The following is a 19357-nucleotide window of genomic DNA, read 5'->3' on the forward strand; positions in this document are numbered from 1 at the left end:
CCGAGGGACGCCGCCACAACGCCGCCCTGATCTGCCTGTCCCGCCGTCGCATCGACGTCATGTTCGCGATGCTGCGCGACCGCCAGCCCTACCGCCCGCGGCCCTTCAGCACGAGCGGCGAGGTAACCCTGGCGGCTTGACAACGACATAGGGACACCCCCCAGGCTGCCCGCTCGACGCCCGACCGATCAACGCGTTCGCGGGTCACTCCGTGCACGAGGTCCGTGATCACGGGCGTTCTCGTGCGCAACGTCCATGATCACGGAGGGTCTGTCAGAGGGTGAGCACCCGCACCGACGCGCGCACGGGTCCGGTCACCTCGACGGCGGCGACGGACGCCGCGGCCAGGTCGCTGCTGGCCGCGGCGCGGCCGTCGCTGCTGAACACCTCGACGATGCCCGTGTCGACGTACACGTCGGCCCAGCGCACCCGCGGCGCCTCGGGGAGCCACAGGCCGTCCACGAGGTGCTCGGTGGTGGAGCGTCCGAACGCCGACAGGTCCACCAGCGTGCGGTGGCCGTCGGGCGCCACGAGCACGAGGCTGCTCGCGGCCAGCGCTGCTGCCCCGTCGGAGCCGTCGGGCTCCACCACCTGCAGGCTGACGACCACCGCCTGCGCCGCCGCGGGCAGCGCGACCGTCCCGCTGAGCTCGTCGACCTCGACGACGACGTCGCCCGCGAGGTCGCTGACCTCCGCCACCGGCGTCTGCTGCAGCCGACCGCCGACCACGCGCCAGCGCCGCGGCAGCGACTGCGCGCCGACGCTGGTGCGGCCGGCGCTGGCCGGGTCGTCCTGGGTGCGCAGCCAGCCGAAGGCGATCCGGCGGCCGGTGTCGGCGGTGGTGTACGACTGCGGCGCGTAGAAGCGCGACCCCAGGTCCAGCACGCCGCGGCGCTCGGGGGCGAAGCGGACCGGGCCGCCCTCGGGGGCCTGCTCGAGCCTGCCGGTGAGCCAGACGGCTCCCGAGGAGTGGTGGAGCTCGGCGTCCGGGTCCTTGGAGTACCAGGACAGCACCACCACGACCTCCTCCCCATGCAGCTCACCGGGGCCGTCCCCACCGGGGGCGAAGACGTCGGGGCACTCGAAGACGTGGGCGTCCAGGCCGGCGGCGGCGGCGTCGAGGAAGACGCCCTCGTACTCCCAGGAGCGGAGCTCGGGGTCGGTCGTGGCGTAGGAGAGGAGCTTCCCCGCGCCGTCGTGCCCGGCGGTGCCTGCGGCGACCACCTGGCGCCAGTGGAGCCGTCCGGCGGGGTCGCGGGTGCGCAGCACGGCGTGGTCGCGGAAGTCCGTCAGCGCCGGGTCGAGCTCGGGCCAGTCGGCGATGACCGGCTCCTCGTCGGGCTGCCAGGTGACCAGGGAGGCGTCGTCGGCGACGGCCCGCAGGGCCACCGCGCGCTGCGGCCCGCCGGCCTCGGGGGGCTGCACGCCGGTGTAGAGGACGGCCTGTCGACCGCCCGGCAGGTCCACCGCGCAGCCCGACCAGCAGCCGCCGGCGTCCGGCCCGTCGGCCTGCGGGGTCAGCGCCGTGGGGTGCTCCGTCCAGCGGACGAGGTCGGGGCTGGTGGCGTGGCCCCAGCGCATCGTGCCGAAGGTCGGGGCGTCGGGGTTGTGCTGGAAGAAGACGTGGTGCACGCCGCCGAACTGCGCCAGGCCGTTGGGGTCGTTCATCCACCCGGTGGTGGGCGTCAGGTGCAGGAGGGGGCGGGTCACACCGCCCATCCTTCCCGACCGGGGAGGTGCTGGGTCAGCCGACCTTGGGACGGCTCGTGGGGACGACGGCGATGGGACCCGGCACCAGCCGCGCCCACCCGACGCCGGTCCAGACGTGGCTGGCGCGCCCGGTCCACGGACCGCAGGTGAGGTCGATGACCTCGTCGGCGGGCACGTCGGGGTCGAGGTAGAGGTGGCCGGGCATCGGCTGCTGCACCACCTCGAGGGCGTGGGCGCCGCGGGCTGCGGGGGTCTTGGCGCGACCGGGCGCGGGCGCCAGCCTCGGCGGCTGGGGCGTCTGGGGCGGCGCGGCGTCCGGCACGACCTCGCCGCTGGCACGGCGGAGGCGCGGGACGCGCGGCGTGCGGAGGGGGCGGTCGGAGCGGGTCACCGGTCGACCATAGATCGCACGGTGTGATCAGTTGGGGCAGAACGGCACAACACGCGGTGCTGCGAGGAGCCTGAGAGGCCACCGGGACACCCGTGGGAGTGGTCGAGGGCCACGCTGCGTCACCCTCCCGAGAGTCGCCGCTCGAGCAGCTCGGCCAGCGCGATCGAGTCTCCGTCGCGCCCTCCGCGGCCCCACACCAGAGGCGGGTCGCTGGGAGCCACGCGGACGCCGCGCAACCGCGCCACCAGGCGTTCGGCACCCGTGAGCGGCACCGCGAGGAGGTAGAACGCCCCGTCCTCCCCCACCCCGGCGCGCCCGTCGCGGCGCAGCACCCACCCCTGCACGCCGGTGCGGTAGCGCCCGCCGCCCGCGTCGACCACCCGCAGCTCCTCGCTGGGCAGCCCCGCGGCGCGGGCGCGCTCGACGAAGTCGCGGACCTGCTCCCGCGCGACCGCGGTCTCAGCGGCTTCGGCGCGCGCGAGCCGGTCGGCCTGGGCGGCCGCGGCCTCCCGACGACGGGCGATCCAGGCCTCGTCACGCCCGTCGTGCTGCTCCGCGCCGTCCACGCGGCCATCCTCGCTCGCACGCCAGGTGCAGACGCACCCGGAGGAGGACGACGACGAGCGCCGCCTCCGCCGTGCGAGGAGCATGATCGCCCTCGTGCGCAGCAGCCGGGCCCTGACCGTCGCCGTCGTCGTCGCCCTCGTGGTGCTGGTGGGCGCCGTCGTGGTGTTCACGAGCACCGGCATGTCGGAGAGCAGCTTCGGGTGGTTCGCCTCCAGCCCGCTGCAGCCAGTGGACTTCGCCTACGTGGCGGGAGCTCCCACTCTGCTGACGCCGCCGCAGGTAGCGGCTGCGGTGGTGGCGGCCCTGGCGCTGGCCGCCACCACCGGTCTGCTCGGCTACGCCCTGGGGCGCCGCATCAGTGGGCCGCCCCGCTGAGGCGGGCCGGGATCATCCGCCACGCCAGCACCGCCGCCACCGCGGTGATCACGGCCGCGGTCAGCGAGGTCACCTGCATGGCGTGGACGAACGCCTCACGCGCCGCCTCGAACGCCGGGCCCTCGGCCCCGGCCGCCGCGCGCGCCCCGGCCAGGGAGTCCCCCGCGGCGGCCGCGACGGCCGGGTCGGTGCCGACGGGCAGGTCCAGGCCCGCGCGGTAGACCACGCCGAGCAGCGAGCCGAGCAGGGCGATGCCCAGGGCCGCGGCCAGCTCGTACGCGGTCTCGGAGATCGAGGAGGCCGCGCCGGCGCGCTCGGAGGGCACGGCGCTGACCACGGCGTCGACCGCCACGGTCTGGCTGAGCCCCACGCCCAGGCCGATCGGCACGAGCGTGAGCGCGAGCCACAGGTAGCTCGAGGCGCCCTCGGCCACGGCGAGCAGCACCAGCCCGACCGACGCCGCGAGCAGCCCCGCGGCGGCGGTGCGCCCGGCCCCGAGCCTGGGCAGCAGCAGCCCGATGACGGCGATGGCCCCGATGGCGGAGAGCATGAGCGGCGCCTCCTGCAGACCCGCCTGCAGCGGGCTGGAGCCGCGCGCCAGCTGCAGGTACTGCGAGAAGAAGAACAGCAGGCCCATGAGCGGGAACACGGAGGCGAAGTTCACCGCCACCGCGCCGGAGAACGCCTTGCTGCGGAACAGCTCCACGTCGATGAGCGGGTGCTCCAGGCGGCGCTGGCGGCGGACGAACCCCACCAGGCCGAGCACGCCCACCGCTCCGGACAGGACGACGACGGCGTCGGGGCCCTCGTGGGCCAGGTGCTTCACGGCGTACACCGCGGCGACCAGGCCGACCAGCGACAGCACCACCGAGCGCAGGTCGATCGGCCCCGGGCTCGGGTTCTTCGACTCCGGCAGCAGCCAGGCGCCGGCCAGCAGCAGGACCGCGACCACGGGCAGGTTGATGAGGAACACCGAGCCCCACCAGAAGTGCTCCAGCAGCGCGCCGCCCACGAGGGGGCCGAGCGCGGCGCCGCCGGAGGCGCCGGCGGACCAGATCGCGATCGCGAGGGTGCGCTGGCGCGGCACGCTGAAGATGCCGCGGATCAGCGACAGCGTGGAGGGCATGAGCGTGGCGCCGGCCACGCCCAGCAGCAGCCGGGCGGCGATGAGCACCTCGGCCGACGGCGACAGGGCCGCGCCGAGGGAGGCCAGGCCGAACGCGGCGGTGCCGAGGAGCAGCAGGCGCTTGCGACCGATCCGGTCGGCCACGTTGCCCATGGTCACCAGCAGGCCGGCGAGGGCGAGCGAGTAGATGTCGCCGATCCAGAGCACCTGGTTGGAGGTGGCGCCGAGGTCGGCGGTGAGCGCGGGCACCGCGAGCGCCAGCACGGTGGCGTCCACGGCGAGCAGGACGACGGCGAGCACGAGCACGCCGAGCCCGCCCCACTCGCGCCAGCCGGCGGCTCGCTGCTGGGTGGGCTCGTGTGACGTCTGCTGCGCGTCGAGGGCCGGCGTGGCCATCGTCATCCTCCGAGTAGTTACTGCACTGACCGGTCAGTACAGTAACCGTGGAGGGTGGCACGATGTCAACCCGACGCGACGAGAGGACGACGCACGCACATGGGGCGCACCACCGGCAGGACCGCCGCCGAGACGCGGCACCAGGTGCTGCGCGCCGCCGCCGAGGTGGTCGCCGAGCGCGGTGGCAGCGCCGGCCTGGAGGAGATCGCCACGCGCGCCCAGGTCACCAAGGGCGGACTGCTGTACCACTTCCGCAGCAAGGAGTCGCTGATGCACGCCGTCGCGCAGCAGCTCCTCGACGAGTTCGAGCACGAGGTCGAGACCGCCCTGGCCCAGGAGGACGACGACGCGCCCGGGCGCCTGACGCGTGCCTACGCCCGGGCCACCCTCGCGTCGGCCGCCGACGCCGAGCGCACCCGCCGCGCCACCACGCTGCTCGTGCACCTGCAGACCGACCCGGCGGTGGCCGCGATGATGCAGGCCGACGCCGAGCGCTGGCGGGACCGCCTCCTCGCCGACGGGCTCGACCCGCTCGTGGCGACGCTGGCGATCGCCGCCGCCGACGGCATCTGCATGGCGCCCCTGTACGGCGACGCCCCGCTCGTCGACGACCGCGAGCGCGTGCTCGCCGCCGTCCTCGACCTCACCCGCCGCTGACCCCCTCCCCTCTCCCCGGCCCCCTCCGAGACGATCACGGACCTCCGCGCCACGTCCCGGCGCCCGCCCCCTCGTCCGTGCCAGGTTCCGCCGAAGGGGCGTCTTCTGCATCGATGGGGCGTCAGCGGTCGCCGCTGCGCTCGCGGTACTCCGGCGACGCGGCGATCCGCACCTGCACGCCGCGGTCGTCCTTGGTCTCGAGGCCGTACCAGTAGGAGTAGCCGCCGCCGTCCACGGGACGTCCCAGCAGCTCCAGGTAGTGGCCGTTGATGCGCTGGTAGACGGCCTCGTCGGTGTAGTAGAGGTCGCGCAGCGCGCCGAGCCGGCCGGACTTCTGGATGCGCCTGCCCCAGGAGGCCGTCTCGTCAGCGGACGCCCTCCGGTTCAGGAGGGTGTTGATCCACGCGCCGGCGGTGTACGACGGCTTCGACGACCTGTAGACCTTCGCCCACAGGGCCGCGTACTCGGGGCTCGCCAGGATGTTCTGGTTCACCCACTCCAGCGGGAAGCGGCCCTCGGCCACCCCGTCGATCCAGTGGGCCGCGCCCGGGTCGGGCTGGCGCTGCAGGTGCTTCCCGTAGAGCTGCCCCACCTGGTGCTCCGCGTGCTCGCGGGTCTTGGTGAGGTCGTCCGCGGCGGCGATCGCGCCGTAGTAGGCGATGAACGAGGTGTACCTGTCGACGTCCGCGTCGGTCGCTCCGCGCTGGAGGAAGTCGCGGTGCCACGCGTCCACCAGCGTCCGGTCGCTCGGGGCGGCGCTCGCCGGGGCCGCCGTCGCCAGCCCCATCGCCGCGCCCGCCATCGCGCCCGCGGCCGCGAGCGCTCCTCGTCGCGAAAGGTGCTTGCTGGTCGTCATCGTCGTCGTCATGCACGCAGAGTCACAGCGGGTGCTTGCCAGACGCTTGCAGCCCGTCACCCTCCGTTGCAAGCGCAGCGACCAGCCGGTGATCGCTAGCGTGCGGGGATGGCGCTGACTCCCTCACCAGCGGCCCCCGCTCCGACGCTGACCGGCGTCGTCGTCCTGGTCCCGGAGGCGGAGGGCGTGGTGCGCCAGCACCGGGAGCGCCTCGACAGCTCCGCGGCCTGGGGCGTCCCCGCGCACGTGACGGTGCTCTTCCCCTTCGTCCCTCCGGCCGACCTGGACGACGACGTCATCGCCGCGCTCGTCCTGGCCATCGCCTCTGTGCCCGCCTTCGACGCGGTGTTCGCCGGCACGGCGTGGTTCGGCGACGCGGTGCTGTGGCTCGCCCCCGACCCCGCGGAGCCGTTCGTCGCGCTCACCCGGGCGGTCGTCGCCGCCTTCCCCGACCATCGCCCCTACGGCGGTGAGTTCGACGGCTCGGCCCCGCACCTCACCGTCGGCGAGGCGCGCACGGGCGGGCCCGGCGCCCTGCGCGTGGCAGAGGGCGATGTCCAGCCACTCCTCCCGGTGCGCACGAGGGTGCGCTCGGCACACCTCATCGCCGGAACGACGGCGCCGGCGTCGTGGCGCGCGCTCCGGGAGCTGCCCCTCGGCTCTTGATGCCACGGATCGTCGGAACGGTGTCACGACGTGTCGGGGTTGCGACCCCTCACGGCCGCTCCGTCGCAAGTCAGTGCAGGGAGGAGGCGTCGGACTCCTGCGACAGCGCCAGGCGGGCCGCCAGCCCGATGACCGCGCTGTACGTCGGGTAGGCGAACCGGACCTGCGCGAGCGTGGCGAGCTCCACGCCGGCGGCCATCGCCGTCGTCACCGCTTGGATGACCTCGACGGCGTTCTCCCCCACCGCGTGCGCGCCGAGGATGCTCGTGCGGCCGGAGTCGACCACCAGCTTGAGGAAGCCGCCGCTGCGGTCGTCGATGACGGCGCGGTCGAGCGCGTCGTAGCCGACGGTGGCGACGCGGCAGCCGGGTGCGCGCCTCCGGGCCTGCTCCTCGGTGAGCCCGACGCCGGCGTAGTCGGGGTCGGTGAACCCGCCCGAGGGCAGCAGCTCGTGGGGCCGGCGGGCCTGCGCGCCGAGCACGGCGTTGGCAGCGGCGGTCTCCCCCTCGAACTGCGCGGCCTGCACGAGCATGTCGCGCCCGATGGCGTCACCGACCGTGAGGATGTGCGGCACGTTGGTGCGGTAGTGCTCGTCGGCCGGGATGCGGTTGCGCTCGTGCTCCACGCCCGCGGCCTCCAGGCCGAGGTCCTCCACCGCCGCCGGCCAGCCGGTGGCCATGACAACGGCGTCGAACTCGTCGCTGGTGGCGGCGCCGGCGTCGTCGAGCCAGTGCAGCACCACGGCGCCGGACGCCGAGCGCTCGAGCCGCTCCACGCCCGCGATGCCCGTCAGCACGCGCACGCCCTGCGCGGTGAACGCGGCGGCGATGTGCGCCGAGACGTCGTGGTCGGCGAAGGCCAGGATGCGCGGCGCGAGGTCGAGCAGCGTCACCTGCGCGCCGAACGCCGAGAACACCGTGACCAGCTGCGCGCCGGTGTTCCCCGCCCCGATGACGGCGACGCGCCGCGGCAGCGCCGGCTGGTGCAGCACCTCCTCGGGGACGAGCGCCAGCTCCGCCCCGGGCACCGGCAGCCGCCGCGAGTGCCCGCCCACCGCGAGGATCGTGGTGCTCGCGCGCAGCCGCCGGCCGCTGTCGAGGACGACGACGTGCGGGTCCGCGAAGCGGGCGCGCCCCTCGGTGAAGAGGTCGACACCGGCCTCGTCGAACCGCTCGCCCTCGCGCTTCACCGCGCGCACCGCGTCCACGCGGGCGTGCACGCGGGACACCACGCGCTCCCAGTCGACGCTGACGCCCTCCACCTCGATGCCGTGCGCGCCGGCGCCGCGGGCGTCGCGCACCAGCCGGGCGGCCTTGGCGAGCACCCGGGTGGGCACGCAGCCGGTGTTGACGCAGGTGCCCCCGACGCGGGCGGCCTCGACCACCGCGACGCTCGCCCCCAGCCGGCGGGCGTGGAGCGCCGCGGCGGTGCCGGCGGGGCCCGCCCCGACGACGACGACGTCGTAGTCCTGCGCGTCTTCCTGCACCGGAGAGCTCACACCGTCACGCTTCCACGGGCCCTGTGACCTCGCACCGCGGAGTGGTTCGATGCCCGCGTGAGCAGCACCACTCCTGACGGGCCCGGCCGCGGTGAGCACCGCGTGGTCAGCGCCAGCCGCGACGTCGCCGCGGACACCGCGACCCTCTTCGACCTCATCGCCGACCCGGCGCAGCAGCCCCGTTGGGACGGCAACGACAACCTGGCCGAGGCCGAGCCCGACCAGCGCGTCACAGCGGTCGGCCAGGTCTTCCGGACCACGATCACCCAGGGCAGCGTCCGCGAGAACCACGTGGTGGAGTTCTCCGAGGGACGGCGCCTCGCGTGGCGGCCGGCCAGCGAGGGTGAGCCCCCGGCCGGGCACCTGTGGCGCTGGGAGCTGGAGCCGCTCGGACCGTCGCTGACCCGCGTCACGCACACCTACGACTGGTCCCAGCTCACCGACGACAGGCGCCTCCCCCGCGCCCGCGCCACCGGACCGGAGCAGCTGCGCGCCTCGGTCGACCGGCTCGCCGCCCTCGCCGAGCGCGGCTGATCCCAGGCGTCCGTGGGCGCGCCCCGCGGGGCGTGGACCTCGCGCCGCGCCTCGGCCACCATCAGTGGATGAGGACGACGACGTCGCTGCGCTCCCGGGTCTCGGCCGCTGCCGCCGTCGTCGTCCTGCTGGGCGTGGTGGGGTGCAGCGCCGGCGCAGCAGACGGCGAGCCCTCGCCGACCGCCTCCGAGCGGCCGGCGAGCGGGCCGCCCGCGCCGCGGACGTCGACCAGCAGCGCGCCCGCGACACCCGTGCCGACCGACCTGCCCGAGGACGTGCTGCTGCCCGCCGGCGCGCTGCAGCCCGAGGGCGGTCCGCGCGCGGTGACCGCGGGCGTGGAGCCGTGGGTGCTGTCCACCGGGTGCGACCTGGGCAGCCCGTCGGCGGCGGCGGCGATGCTGTCGGTGCGGCAGGGTGACGGGCAGTTCGAGGTGCCGGTCGGGGTGCACCAGGTGGCGGTGTTCTCCGACGCGCAGGCCGCGCAGACCGAGGCGTCGCGGGTCGCTGCGGCGGCGGGGGCGTGCGCGGCGAACGCCCCCGGCAGCGACGGCGGCGACACCCGGTACCTCGTCGCCGGGCTCGACGTCGGGGCGACGGGCACGAGCGTCGTCACCGACTACTACGGCGTCACCCGCACGGACCCGGCCGCCGACGGCATCGGTGACGCCGTGGCGGTCACGCGCCGCGGGACGGCGGTGACGCTGGTGGGGGCCACTGGTGGGGAGTCGTCGATGAGCTCGGCGCGCACGCTGGTGGCGGGGTACGCGCAGCAGGCGTGGGAGCGGCTGTGCCGCTACCAGGTGGACGGCTGCGCCTGAGCCGCCCACGAGAGCAGGTGCGGGGCCGCGTCCGCGAGGGTGGGGACGACGAGGAGGTCCGCGGCGTCGCCGGCGTCGGGAAAGGCCGAGGCGGGGTTCGAGGTGGTCAGTGCGATGACGCGCATGCCCGCAGCGCGTCCCGCGGAGACGCCGGCGGGGGCGTCCTCGACGACCATGCAGTCGGCTGGCGACACGCCCAGCAGCCGGGCGGCGAGGAGGTACCCCTCGGGGTCGGGCTTGCCGCGGGTGACAGCGGCGCCGCCGATGACGACGTCGGGAACGGGAGCGCCACCCGCGCGGAGGCGGTCGCGGACGCGGAAGTCGTCGCCGGAGGTCACGACCGCCCACCGCTGCGGGTGCAGCTGCGCCAGCAGCGCGGGCACAGCGGGGTAGAGGGAGAACGCGTCGGGGTCGGAGTCCACGAGCTGCGTGAGCCGGGCGACCTCGCTGGCGGCGTCGAGGTGGGGGGCGACCTCGTCCAGGGTGTCCAGCACCCGGCGCCCGTGCGTCGCCGCGTGGACGGCGTCCGGGTCGAGTCCGTGCACCGCGGACCAGCGGTCCCAGACGCGGCGGTAGCCGGCGTGGGAGTCGACCAGCACGCCGTCGGCGTCGAAGAGCACGGCGCGGGCAGGCGGCTGCGTCGTCGGTGGCGTCACGCCACCATCCTGCCCGCGCCGTTCGATCAGGGGAGGTCGACCTTCGCGTTGTCGCCGCCGGAGTACTGCTTGCCGGTGAGCTTGGCCTTCGCGAAGCTCAGCGCCGTCGCCACGCGGCCGCCGGGGCTGTCCCAGTACTCGGCGGAGTCGCCGTCGACGTGGAGGAGGACGATCCCGTCGTCGTCCTTCCCGTCCGGGAACCACGCCTCCACCACCGCGTTCCACAGCTCGCGCTTCTTGGCGGGGTCGCGGACCACCGAGCCTCGACCGGTCAGCGACACCCAGCTGTCGGAGCTGGCGAAGGTGACGTTGACCTGCGGGTCGTGGGCCAGGTGCGCCACCTTGCGGGAACTGGCCTCGGCGAAGAACCACAGGTCACCGCCGAACTCCGCCTCCTGCACGGCCATCGGGCGGCTGATGAGCGTGCCGTCGGGAGCGGTGGTGGTGAACATCGCCTGCCGCTCGTCGGCGATGAGCTTGGAGACCTTCTTCGTCTGCGCTGCGGGGTCCTCGTCATGAGCCATGACCGCCACCTACCCCGCGGGGGCCGATCCACCCCCTCGGCGCACCAGCTTCGCCGACCTGCAGGTGCCTCCTGCTTGCGCTCGACGGCCGCGCGGCTGCATGATCGCCGGCTCGCCCGGTGCGCGAGCGGTCTCGGTCGCGGTGCAGCAGGAGGTGGCGGTGGACGTCGTCGAGTTCCACGACGTGGAGGAAGAGCTCGGTGCGGGGCGGTTCACCACGGTGCTCCCTCACGTCAACGGGAAGCCGCTGCCGCTTCTCCTGGAGCTGGCCGCCGGTGGACGCCGGGAGCGCTCGGGCCCCACGCCCATGCCCGGTGGGTGGTACGGGCTCGTGGAGGAGGAGGTCCGCTGGCCGAGCCGCCACTACCTCGGCGAGCCGGTGCTGAGCAGCTTCGACGACGACACCGCCCTCCTCGGCTGCGGCTGCGGCATCTGCAGCTGCGGGCCGTTCAGCGCGGTGGTGGACGTCGACGACGAGGCCGTGGTGTGGTCCCGCTTCCGCTTCGCCGACCCCGACGTGCTCTTCACCGGCCTGCGCGACCTCGTGTTCGACCGGGCGCAGTACGAGGCTGCGGTGCGCACCACCGAGGTCTGGGGTGGTGGCCGCGTCTACCGCAGCCGGGGCCACCGCAGCGTCCGCTGATCCCGTCGGCGCGGGAGGTTCCTCTGGTGGTCGGACGGCCCTAGCGTGATCGCGTGATCGCCATCAACCCCTTCGAGTCGGTCGTGCTCACGCTCGTGCCGCTGCTCCTGTGGGCGCTGGTCGTCGTCGCGCTGTACTGGGCGGTGCGGATGGGCGTGCGGCACGGCCTGGTCGACGCGCGCCGTCGCCAGGCCCCGCCGGGCCCGGGGGCAGCCGGACGACCGGTTCCTCCGACGGACGGGGTGTGACGCGGTGCGCGCTCTGTTCGACGACCCCGCGCTGCTCCTCGTCGGCATGGTCCTGCCCGTGCTCGTGGCGGTGGTCGGCGTCGTCGTCCTCTACTGGGTGGTCCGGCTCGGCGTGCGGCACGGTGCTGCCGACGCGGACCGCTCCCTCGGTGGTGGCCCGACGCCGCCCGCCGCCCCAGGGCCGCGAGCCGAGGGCTGACGACGGCGCGGACTCCTCGCGTGCCGGGTCGACCGCCAGACCGGGGTCCGCGACGATGGTCGGGTGTTCCCCGTGCCCGAGGGCTTCCCCGTCTGGATCCTGGCCGCCGTGCCAGCCGCGGTGCTCGCCGTGCTGGTGGTGAACCTGGTGGTCCGCAGCAGGCGCGGTGAGTTCGGGCATGACGCCGGCGGGCGGCGGCGGGCGCCGTGGCTGTGGCCGGTGCTCATCGGGGTCGGCGCCTTCGCCGTCCTGAAGCTCCTCACCGACCGCTGAGGCCGCCGGTGTTCCGCGCCTGCCACGGCGTCATCGCGGTGCTCGTGGTGGTCGGGCTGGTGGTGGACGTGTCAGTGACCGTGGCTGGCGGCCCGAGCGCCAGCGGGGGCGCGGTGGTGGAGCTGGGACTCGCCGACAGGCTGGCCAACCTCTTCTCCTACTTCACCATCCTCAGCAACATCCTGGTACTGGCCGTGTCCGGGACGTTCGCGCTGCGCCCCGAGCCGACTGGCGCGCTGTTCCGCGTGCTGCACCTGGACGCGCTGCTGAGCATCGCGGCCACCGGAGTGGTGTACGCGGTGCTGCTCGCGGCCACGGAGCACCCCACGGGCTGGTCGGTGGTGTCCAACACGATCTTCCACGACGTCGTGCCGGTGGCCTTCCCGCTGGTGTGGCTGGTGTTCGGGCCCCGCCCGCGGCTGACGTGGCGGCTGGTGGCCCTGGCGTTCGTGTGGCCGGTGGCGTGGCTGGCCTACACCTACGTCCGCGGTGCGGTGACCGGCTGGTACCCCTACGGCTTCCTCGACGCCACGCTGCTGGGGTTCTGGGGTGCGCTGCTGGGAGGGCTCCAGGTCTTCGCCGGCGCCGTGGTGCTCGCCGTGGTGATCAAGCTCCTCGACGCACGCCTGCCCGCGCTCACCGGTCGCTCGTCCACGCGCTGACCCGCCGCTCCTCCTCCGCACCTTCCGCGGCGAGTGCGCCAAGGGTGCGCTCGGTGGCGCGCTCTCCGCGGCGAGTGCAGGAGGGACGGAAGCAGCGCTGGCGGTTGAACCGGTTTGACACGTCCGAGTTGAACCGGTTTGACTACCTGCATGGCACACAGGGGTGCGCGGGCGACGATCGCCGACGTGGCGCGCGAGGCGGGCGTCTCCAAGGGCACCGTCTCGATGGCGCTCACCGGTCGCGGTCGCGTCGCGGCCGGCACCCGCGAGAAGGTGCTCGAGGTGGCCCAGCGGCTCGACTGGGTGCCCAGCGCCCGCGCCCGCAGCCTGTCCACCGACCGCGCCGACGCGCTCGGGCTCGTGCTGGCCCGCGAGCCGGAGCACCTCGGCGCCGACCCGTTCTTCGCGCCCTTCATCGCCGGTGTCGAGGCAGCCCTGTCCCCGCGCGGGCAGGCGCTCGTGCTGCACGTCGTCACCACGCCGGCCGAGGAGCGCGAGGCCTACCGCCGCCTGGCCGCGGGCCGCGTGGACGGCGCGCTGCTCACCGACCTCCGCGTCGACGACGAGCGTCCCGCCCTGCTCGCCGACCTCGGCCTGACGGCCCTCGCGGTCGGCCACCAGCGCTCCACCACGAGCAGTGCCCCCCTCCCCCAGGTCGCCCTCGACGACAGGGCCGGGGTCCGCTCCGCGGTCGACCACCTCGTCGCGCTCGGCCACCGGCGCCTCGCGCACGTGACCGGCTCCCAGCAGCTGGTGCACGGCGTGGACCGCCTCGAGGCGTTCCGCGACGCGGTCGCCGCGCACGGCGACGCGCTCGACACCCCGACCGTGCTCGACGGCGACTTCTCCGCCGCCAGCGGCGCGGCTGCCGCCCACCGCTGGCTGGCCGCCCGCGCAGCGCTCGGCGCGGCCGGTGCTCCGACGGCGCTCGTCGTCGCCAACGACCTCATGGCCACCGCGGCGCTCGGCGTGCTCGCGGCGGCCGGAGTGCGCGTGCCGCAGGAGGTGTCGGTCACGGGCTTCGACGACGCCCCGCTGGCCGCTCACCTCTCGCCCCCGCTGACCACCGTGCGCAGCGACGCCGCCGCGTGGGGCCGCGCCGCCGCCGACGCCCTCCTCGACCTGCTCGAGGACGACGACGGCCGACGCGCCGCCGGGGACCGCCCCGGCTCGCCGGACCTGCCGGCCGCCCGGCTGGTGGTCCGCGGCTCGACGGGCGCTCCACCCACCTGACCACCACGATCCAGCCACCACCACGACGAGAGCTTCGACGAGCAGCGACGAGGAGGACGCATGAGGACCAGCGCTCGATGGGGAGCGGTGGCCGCGGCAGTGCTGCTGACCGCGACGACCGCCGCCTGCGGTGGTGGGCAGGGCCCCGGGAACCCGCAGGGCCGCGGCCCCATCACCATCTGGCTGTCCAACAACGAGCAGGAGGTCGCCTGGGGCGAGGAGCAGGTCAAGGCCTGGAACGCCGCCCATCCCGACCAGCGGGTGACCGCCCAGCAGATCCCCGCGGGGAAGTCCTCCGAGGAGGTCATCGGCGCGGCGATCGCGGCGGGCACCACGCCCTGCCTCATCTACAACACCTCGCCGGCGGCGGTGCCGCAGTTCGTCAAGCAGGGCGGGCTCGTGCCGCTCGACACGATGCCCGGCGGCGAGGACTACATCACCCAGCGCACGGGGCAGGCCGCTGAGCAGTACCGCTCCCCGGACGGGCACTTCTACCAGCTGCCGTGGAAGTCCAACCCGGTCATGGTCATCTACAACAAGACGCTGTTCGCCAAGGCCGGGCTCGACCCCGAGGACCCGCAGCTGTCCACCTACGACGACGTCCTCGCCGCCTCGGAGAAGATCGTCAGCTCGGGTGCGGCGCCGTCGGCGATCTGGCCCTCGCCGGCCAGCCAGTTCTTCCAGTCGTGGTTCGACATGTACCCGCTGTACGCCGCCGCCAGCGGCGGCCAGCAGCTGGTGGTGGACGGCGAGGCCCAGGTCGACTCCCAGGCCGCCCTCGACGCCGCGGGCTTCTGGCGGCAGATGTACGCGAAGGACCTCTCCCCCAAGGAGGCGTACACCGGAGACGCCTTCGCCGACGGCAAGGCCGCCATGGCGATGGTCGGCCCGTGGGCGGTGTCGGTGTACGGCAAGGACGTCGACTGGGGCGTCGTGCCCGTCCCCACGCCGAACGGCGAGCCTGCCGACCAGGTCCACACGTTCTCCGACGCCAAGAACGTCTCGCTGCCCGTCGCATGCCAGGACCAGGCGACGGCGTGGGACTTCCTGCAGTTCACCACCAGCGCCGACGCCGACCGCGCCCTGCTGACGGAGACCGGGCAGATGCCGATGCGCGCCGACGTCGCGCGGACCTACGCCGACTGGTTCGCCAGCCCGGACGGCGCCCCGTACGCGCCCTTCGCCCAGCAGGCCGCCCGCACCGTGGAGGTGCCCAACGTGAAGAACTCCGTGGAGATCTGGCAGGACGTCCGCAACGCGTGGACGGGCTCGGTGATCTTCGGCAAGGAGCCCGTCGACTCCGCCCTGCGCGACGCGAACGGCGAGGTCCAGCACCTCCTGGAGGTGCCGTGATGAGCGCCCTCACGCCGGCCCGCCCGGGCTCCGCGTCGTCGTCGTCAGCCAGCGGGAGGGGGTCGACGACGACCAGCGCCTCCGACGGCCGACCGCCGCGTCGCGGCCTCACCGGCCTGCAGCGGGCCTTCGGGCGCCACCCCATCGGGGTGCTGCTGGCCCTGCCGTACGCGGTGTTCCTCGCGGCGGTGTTCGCCTACCCGGTGGTGCTCGCCGCGTGGATGAGCGTCCACGACTGGTTCTTCTCCGCGCCCGGTGTGGAGGTGGACCACCCGTTCGTCGGGTTCGAGAACTACCGGCAGGTGCTCACCGACCCGCAGGTGCACCAGGCGTTCCTCAACATCGCGGTGTTCCTCGTCATCAACGTGCCGCTGACCGTGGCGCTGGCGCTGGTGCTCGCGGTGGCGCTGAACCGCGCGGCCCGCGGGCGGACGTTCTTCCGCGTGGCGTTCTACGTGCCGTACGTGACGGCGAGCGTGGCCCTCGTGGGCGTCTGGCTGTTCCTGCTGGGCGGTGACGGGGTGGTCAACTCGCTGCTCGGTCCGCTCGCGCCGGACCCGTCGTGGCTGGTGAACAGCAGCCTCGCCATGCCGAGCATCGCCGGGTTCGTGGCGTGGAAGCAGCTGGGGTTCTTCGTGCTGCTCTACCTCGCGGCGCTGCAGAACGTCAGCAAGGACCTCTACGAGGCCGCCTCCATGGACGGCGCCGGCCGCGTCCGGCAGTTCTTCACGGTCACCGTGCCGGGCGTGCGGACCACGACGGCCCTCGTGGTCATCCTCGCCACCATCACCGGCGCCAACCTCTTCACCGAGCCCTACCTGCTCACCGGCGGTGGCGGCCCCGACGGCGCGTCGACGTCGCCCGTGCTGCTCATGTACCAGCTGGGCATCGAGCAGGGGAACCCCGACACCGCGTCCGCCCTCGGCATCGTGCTCGTGGTGCTGGTCGGGCTGCTGGTCCTCCTGAACCGCCGACTGCTGAGGAGCGAGTCGTGAGCACCACCACCACCGCCGTCCGCGAGCAGCGACCGGACCAGCAGCCGACGAAGAGGGGCGGGGCGTCGCGGTGGGTGGTGCCCGCCGTCCTGACGCTCGGGGCGCTGGCGTTCCTGCTGCCCTTCTACCTCATGGTGATCGGCTCGCTGCAGGCGGAGCCGGACACCTCCATCAGCGGGCTCGTCCCGTCCGGGGGCCTCACAGGAGCCAACTACGCCAACATCGACGGCTCCATCGACCTGTGGCGCACGCTGCTCAACTCCGGCGTCATCACCGGCGGCGCGATCGTCGGCACGCTGGTGTTCGGGGTGCTGGCGGGGTACGCCCTCGCCGTCCTGCACTTCCGCGGCCGCGGCACGCTGTTCGCGATGGTGCTGCTGGTGCAGGTCATCCCGTTCCAGCTGCTCACCATCCCGCTGTACGTGCTGACCGTGCGCACCTACGGGCTCGCCGACTCCTACCTCGGCATGGTGCTGCCGTTCCTGGTCAACACCACCGCGGTGTTCGTCTTCCGGCAGTTCTTCCTGCAGCTCCCGCCCGACCTGTTCTCCGCGGCCCGCATCGACGGCGCCTCGGAGCTGCGAGTCCTGTGGTCGGTGGCGCTGCCGCTGGTGCGCCCGGCCCTGCTGACGGTGGTGCTGCTGACCTTCATCGGCCCGTGGAACGAGTTCCTCTGGCCGTTCCTCGTCACCAAGGAGGCCTCCATGCAGCCGCTCGCCGTCGCACTGGCCAACTACACGGCCAACGTCGCCGCGACCACCTCCAACCCCTACGGCGCGGTGCTCGCCGGGTCGGTGGTGCTGGCCGCCCCCGCGGTGGGCCTGTTCCTCGTGTTCCAGCGGCACTTCACCGCCACCAACCTCTCCGCGGGGGTCAAGGGATGACCATCACGACGACGACGCGCGCCGCCGCGGTGGCCACCGCGCTGCTGCTCGGCGGCACCTGCCTCGCCGCGCCGGCAGCGGCAGCGCCGGCCCAGCCGCCGGCCGCCGGCCAGCAGGGCCAGGCGGACCGCAAGGCGCCGCAGGGGCAGCGACTGGCGAACACCGGTCACCTGACCACGCTCACCACGCGCGTGGCGCCACCGGCACAGACCGGTCACACGACGTACCGGCTGGCCGAGGAGCCGCAGGTCGGTGTGCTGTGGACGTACGCCGAGCCCTCGCAGCCGCCGGGGGGCCCGGCGCGGCCCGGTGTGACCAGCAAGGACGGCTGGGACCTCATCGGCGGCGGGACCTACGACGCCGCCACCGGCCACTGGACGCAGGGCGCGTTCAACGCCGACGACGTCACCCGCGCCGCCGTCGCCTTCACCCGCCACTGGCGGGCCACCGGGGACGCGGCCAGCCGCGAGCAGGCCTACGAGCTGCTGCGCGGCACGACCTACCTGCAGGTGGCCGACGGTCCGGACGCCGGGAACGTGGTGCTGTGGATGCAGCCGGACGGCCTGCTCAACCGCAGCGCCGAGCCGGTGGAGCTGCCCGACCCGAGCGACTCCGCGGAGTCGTACTGGCTGGCACGCACCGTGTGGGCGCTCGGCGAGGGGTACGCGGCGTTCGCCGCCTCGGACGCCCCCGGCGACCGGGAGTTCGCGGCGTTCCTGGCGCAGCGGATGTCCCTGTCGGTCGACGCGCTGCAGCGCCAGAGCCTGGGGAGGTACGGGCAGTGGCAGGTCGCCGACGGCGACCGCGTGCCCGGCTGGCTCATCACCGGCGGCGCCGACGCGACGAGCGAGGCCGTGCTCGGCCTGGCGTCGTTCGTGGGCGCTGGTGGCAGGGCCGCCGACCCCGCCGTCGTCGAGAAGGCCAGGACGGCGCTGCGGAAGTACGCCGAGGGCGTCGCGGCCATGGGCACGCCACCCACCACCGACGTCACGACCCGCGGGCGCGGCACGGCGGCGCCGACCCACCCGTTCGGGGCGGTGCTGCCGTGGACGCAGTCGCGGTCGCAGTGGCACGCGTGGGGCGCGCAGATGCCGGCGGCGCTGGCCGAGGCCTCCGACGTGCTCGGCGACCCGTCGCTGCTCTCCCCCGCCATCGACGACACGACCGTGTTCACGCCGCTGCTGCTCGCCTCCGGTGGGCCCGACAACTCCCTCGCTCCCGCACCGGTCGACAGGTCGCAGATCGCCTACGGCGCTGACGCGCGGCTGGCATCGGTGCTCGCCGTCGCCGACGAGACGGGTGACCGGAAGCTCGGCACGCAGGTGGCCGGCGCGGCCGGCGCGTGGTTCTTCGGCGCCAACCCCGCGGGCGTTCCCGTCTACGACCCGAAGACGGGCGTCACCAACGACGGCATCAACGCGGACCGCTCCGTGAACAGGAACTCCGGGGCGGAGTCGACGATCCACGGCTTCCTCGCCGCGCTCGCGCTCGACGAGCACCCGGCCGCGAAGGCGATCGCCACGCAGCAGACGCGCGTGACGAAGCGCGACGGGCTGCAGCTGGTGGAGGGCGAGTCCGGCGCAGCGTCCGGCACGGCACCGACCGGCAGCGTCGTCACGCTCCCCGAGGGGAAGGCGTGGACCGGCGAGGCGCAGTGGTCCGGTGGCGCGTACCGCTCGCTGCCCACCGGCGCCGCGACGCAGCTCGCGCTGCCCGCGGCTGGCGGCCCCGGGCCGCGGTGGGCGTCCGTCGTCGTGGACCTGGCCGCGCAGAGGGGCGCTCCGGCGCCGAGGCTCACCGTGGCCGCCCTCGACATGGAGACCGGGAGGACGACCGCGCTGGGCGACGTCGACCTCCGCGGTGTCGAGCAGGGCGTCTCCGCAGGACCGGGGTCGCTGCGGGCGCTGCCGCTGGGCGTGCCCCTGCCGGAGGGCGCCGACGCCCTGGTGGTGACCTCCAGCGGAGCCGCCGACGCCGGGCCGGCCTCGCTGGACGCCGTCCTCGTGGTGCCCCAGACGCCGTCCCTCACCCTGTCCACCCCCGACGGGAAGCGCTCGACCACCGTCAGCACCTCCCTGACCCGCTGACCGACC

General features: G+C 74.5%; 23 protein-coding genes and 1 pseudogene. 16 read left to right on the forward strand and 8 right to left on the reverse strand.

The genetic code is table 11. From position 1 onward, the window contains the following. Positions 1-140 (forward strand): annotated as a pseudogene (locus tag FMM08_RS24120) (IS110 family transposase); the annotation flags it as partial. Positions 141-273: 133 nt separating this feature from the next. Here FMM08_RS24120 and FMM08_RS12360 read toward each other — a convergent pair. The 3 genes from FMM08_RS12360 to FMM08_RS12370 form a co-directional block, all read right to left on the reverse strand. Further along, positions 274-1710: a glycoside hydrolase family 32 protein gene (locus tag FMM08_RS12360; protein ID WP_187279731.1), complete on the reverse strand. Its 1437-nt coding sequence runs from the start codon at positions 1708-1710 to the stop codon at positions 274-276. Positions 1711-1744: 34 nt separating this feature from the next. Continuing rightward, complete coding sequence (locus tag FMM08_RS12365) at positions 1745-2101, reverse strand: hypothetical protein (RefSeq protein WP_147926691.1); 357 nt, start codon at positions 2099-2101, stop codon at positions 1745-1747. Positions 2102-2220: 119 nt separating this feature from the next. Further along, positions 2221-2667: a hypothetical protein gene (locus tag FMM08_RS12370; RefSeq protein WP_222710716.1), complete on the reverse strand. Its 447-nt coding sequence runs from the start codon at positions 2665-2667 to the stop codon at positions 2221-2223. A 25-nt stretch (positions 2668-2692) separates the two neighbouring features. Here FMM08_RS12370 and FMM08_RS12375 point away from each other — a divergent pair, with 25 nt between their 5' ends. Further along, positions 2693-3043: a hypothetical protein gene (locus tag FMM08_RS12375; RefSeq protein WP_147926692.1), complete on the forward strand. Its 351-nt coding sequence runs from the start codon at positions 2693-2695 to the stop codon at positions 3041-3043. Here the strand turns inward: FMM08_RS12375 and FMM08_RS12380 are convergent. Beyond that, complete coding sequence (locus FMM08_RS12380) at positions 3024-4565, reverse strand: MFS transporter (protein ID WP_147926693.1); 1542 nt, start codon at positions 4563-4565, stop codon at positions 3024-3026. The two genes, FMM08_RS12375 and FMM08_RS12380, sit on opposite strands and share 20 nt — an antisense overlap. 99 nt (positions 4566-4664) lie before the next feature. Between FMM08_RS12380 and FMM08_RS12385 the strand changes: the two genes are divergently transcribed. Continuing rightward, a complete protein-coding gene (locus FMM08_RS12385; RefSeq protein WP_147926694.1) occupies positions 4665-5222 on the forward strand; it encodes a TetR/AcrR family transcriptional regulator in 558 nt (185 codons plus the stop codon). 121 nt (positions 5223-5343) lie between these two features. On the opposite strand, the gene FMM08_RS12390 is transcribed toward FMM08_RS12385, so the two are convergent. Then, positions 5344-6090 (reverse strand): hypothetical protein, encoded by a 747-nt coding sequence (locus FMM08_RS12390; protein ID WP_147926695.1) that lies wholly within the window; start codon positions 6088-6090, stop codon positions 5344-5346. 96 nt (positions 6091-6186) lie between these two features. Here FMM08_RS12390 and FMM08_RS12395 point away from each other — a divergent pair, with 96 nt between their 5' ends. Further along, positions 6187-6744 carry a 2'-5' RNA ligase family protein gene (locus tag FMM08_RS12395; protein WP_147926696.1) on the forward strand — a complete coding sequence of 186 codons (558 nt, stop codon included), beginning with the start codon at positions 6187-6189 and terminating at the stop codon, positions 6742-6744. Positions 6745-6814: 70 nt separating this feature from the next. Here FMM08_RS12395 and FMM08_RS12400 read toward each other — a convergent pair whose 3' ends face one another. Beyond that, positions 6815-8242, reverse strand: coding sequence for a dihydrolipoyl dehydrogenase family protein (locus FMM08_RS12400; protein WP_147926697.1), 1428 nt, complete (start codon positions 8240-8242; stop codon positions 6815-6817). Between the two features lie 57 nt (positions 8243-8299). Between FMM08_RS12400 and FMM08_RS12405 the strand changes: the two genes are divergently transcribed. Continuing rightward, on the forward strand, positions 8300-8776 hold the full coding sequence (locus tag FMM08_RS12405; protein ID WP_147926698.1) for an SRPBCC family protein: 477 nt from the start codon (positions 8300-8302) through the stop codon (positions 8774-8776). 68 nt (positions 8777-8844) lie between these two features. Continuing rightward, positions 8845-9594 carry a hypothetical protein gene (locus FMM08_RS12410; protein WP_147926699.1) on the forward strand — a complete coding sequence of 250 codons (750 nt, stop codon included), beginning with the start codon at positions 8845-8847 and terminating at the stop codon, positions 9592-9594. Here FMM08_RS12410 and FMM08_RS12415 read toward each other — a convergent pair. Together FMM08_RS12415 and FMM08_RS12420 are read right to left on the reverse strand one after the other, a co-directional pair. Next, positions 9570-10250, reverse strand: a complete 681-nt coding sequence (locus FMM08_RS12415; RefSeq protein WP_147926700.1) for an HAD-IA family hydrolase — start codon at positions 10248-10250, stop codon at positions 9570-9572. The two genes, FMM08_RS12410 and FMM08_RS12415, sit on opposite strands and share 25 nt — an antisense overlap. A 26-nt stretch (positions 10251-10276) precedes the next feature. Further along, on the reverse strand, positions 10277-10774 hold the full coding sequence (locus FMM08_RS12420) for a pyridoxamine 5'-phosphate oxidase family protein (protein ID WP_147926701.1): 498 nt from the start codon (positions 10772-10774) through the stop codon (positions 10277-10279). On the opposite strand from FMM08_RS12420, the gene FMM08_RS12425 reads away from it, so the two are divergent. The 10 genes from FMM08_RS12425 (at position 10773) to FMM08_RS12470 (ending at position 19351) form a co-directional block, all read left to right on the forward strand. Continuing rightward, a complete protein-coding gene (locus FMM08_RS12425) occupies positions 10773-11417 on the forward strand; it encodes a hypothetical protein (protein WP_222710718.1) in 645 nt (214 codons plus the stop codon). The genes FMM08_RS12420 and FMM08_RS12425 overlap by 2 nt on opposite strands. Before the next feature lie 53 nt (positions 11418-11470). Then, the gene (locus tag FMM08_RS12430) at positions 11471-11665 is read left to right on the forward strand and encodes a hypothetical protein (protein WP_147926703.1); all 195 of its coding nucleotides are present in this window, start codon (positions 11471-11473) and stop codon (positions 11663-11665) included. A 4-nt stretch (positions 11666-11669) separates the two neighbouring features. Beyond that, positions 11670-11864 carry a hypothetical protein gene (locus FMM08_RS12435; RefSeq protein WP_147926704.1) on the forward strand — a complete coding sequence of 65 codons (195 nt, stop codon included), beginning with the start codon at positions 11670-11672 and terminating at the stop codon, positions 11862-11864. Between the two features lie 63 nt (positions 11865-11927). Further along, positions 11928-12137 carry a hypothetical protein gene (locus tag FMM08_RS12440; RefSeq protein ID WP_147926705.1) on the forward strand — a complete coding sequence of 70 codons (210 nt, stop codon included), beginning with the start codon at positions 11928-11930 and terminating at the stop codon, positions 12135-12137. Between the two features lie 8 nt (positions 12138-12145). Then, the gene (locus FMM08_RS12445) at positions 12146-12799 is read left to right on the forward strand and encodes a Pr6Pr family membrane protein (protein ID WP_147926706.1); all 654 of its coding nucleotides are present in this window, start codon (positions 12146-12148) and stop codon (positions 12797-12799) included. Between the two features lie 150 nt (positions 12800-12949). Next, on the forward strand, positions 12950-14032 hold the full coding sequence (locus tag FMM08_RS12450; protein WP_147926707.1) for a LacI family DNA-binding transcriptional regulator: 1083 nt from the start codon (positions 12950-12952) through the stop codon (positions 14030-14032). 60 nt (positions 14033-14092) lie between these two features. After that, positions 14093-15385 (forward strand): extracellular solute-binding protein, encoded by a 1293-nt coding sequence (locus FMM08_RS12455; RefSeq protein WP_147926708.1) that lies wholly within the window; start codon positions 14093-14095, stop codon positions 15383-15385. Beyond that, a complete protein-coding gene (locus tag FMM08_RS12460; protein WP_147926709.1) occupies positions 15385-16380 on the forward strand; it encodes a carbohydrate ABC transporter permease in 996 nt (331 codons plus the stop codon). Before FMM08_RS12455 ends, FMM08_RS12460 begins: the two co-directional genes overlap by 1 nt. Then, positions 16377-17264, forward strand: a complete 888-nt coding sequence (locus FMM08_RS12465) for a carbohydrate ABC transporter permease (RefSeq protein WP_222710719.1) — start codon at positions 16377-16379, stop codon at positions 17262-17264. The genes FMM08_RS12460 and FMM08_RS12465 overlap by 4 nt, the downstream gene beginning before the upstream one ends. Next, positions 17261-19351, forward strand: coding sequence for a hypothetical protein (locus FMM08_RS12470; protein ID WP_147926710.1), 2091 nt, complete (start codon positions 17261-17263; stop codon positions 19349-19351). The genes FMM08_RS12465 and FMM08_RS12470 overlap by 4 nt, the downstream gene beginning before the upstream one ends. Positions 19352-19357 lie beyond the last annotated feature (6 nt).

This window comes from Quadrisphaera setariae (assembly GCF_008041935.1).
Taxonomy (GTDB): Bacteria; Actinomycetota; Actinomycetes; order Actinomycetales; family Quadrisphaeraceae; genus Quadrisphaera; species Quadrisphaera setariae.

Coding starts and splice junctions, on each gene's coding strand:
- FMM08_RS12455 (WP_147926708.1), top strand. CDS start 14,093: ATGAGGACCAGCGCTCGATGGGGAGCGGTGGCCGCGGCAGTGCTGCTG.
- FMM08_RS12385 (WP_147926694.1), top strand. CDS start 4,665: ATGGGGCGCACCACCGGCAGGACCGCCGCCGAGACGCGGCACCAGGTG.
- FMM08_RS12425 (WP_222710718.1), top strand. CDS start 10,773: ATGACCGCCACCTACCCCGCGGGGGCCGATCCACCCCCTCGGCGCACC.
- FMM08_RS12470 (WP_147926710.1), top strand. CDS start 17,261: ATGACCATCACGACGACGACGCGCGCCGCCGCGGTGGCCACCGCGCTG.
- FMM08_RS12395 (WP_147926696.1), top strand. CDS start 6,187: ATGGCGCTGACTCCCTCACCAGCGGCCCCCGCTCCGACGCTGACCGGC.
- FMM08_RS12380 (WP_147926693.1), bottom strand. CDS start 4,565: ATGGCCACGCCGGCCCTCGACGCGCAGCAGACGTCACACGAGCCCACC.
- FMM08_RS12450 (WP_147926707.1), top strand. CDS start 12,950: ATGGCACACAGGGGTGCGCGGGCGACGATCGCCGACGTGGCGCGCGAG.
- FMM08_RS12460 (WP_147926709.1), top strand. CDS start 15,385: ATGAGCGCCCTCACGCCGGCCCGCCCGGGCTCCGCGTCGTCGTCGTCA.
- FMM08_RS12390 (WP_147926695.1), bottom strand. CDS start 6,090: ATGACGACGACGATGACGACCAGCAAGCACCTTTCGCGACGAGGAGCG.
- FMM08_RS12420 (WP_147926701.1), bottom strand. CDS start 10,774: ATGGCTCATGACGAGGACCCCGCAGCGCAGACGAAGAAGGTCTCCAAG.
- FMM08_RS12410 (WP_147926699.1), top strand. CDS start 8,845: ATGAGGACGACGACGTCGCTGCGCTCCCGGGTCTCGGCCGCTGCCGCC.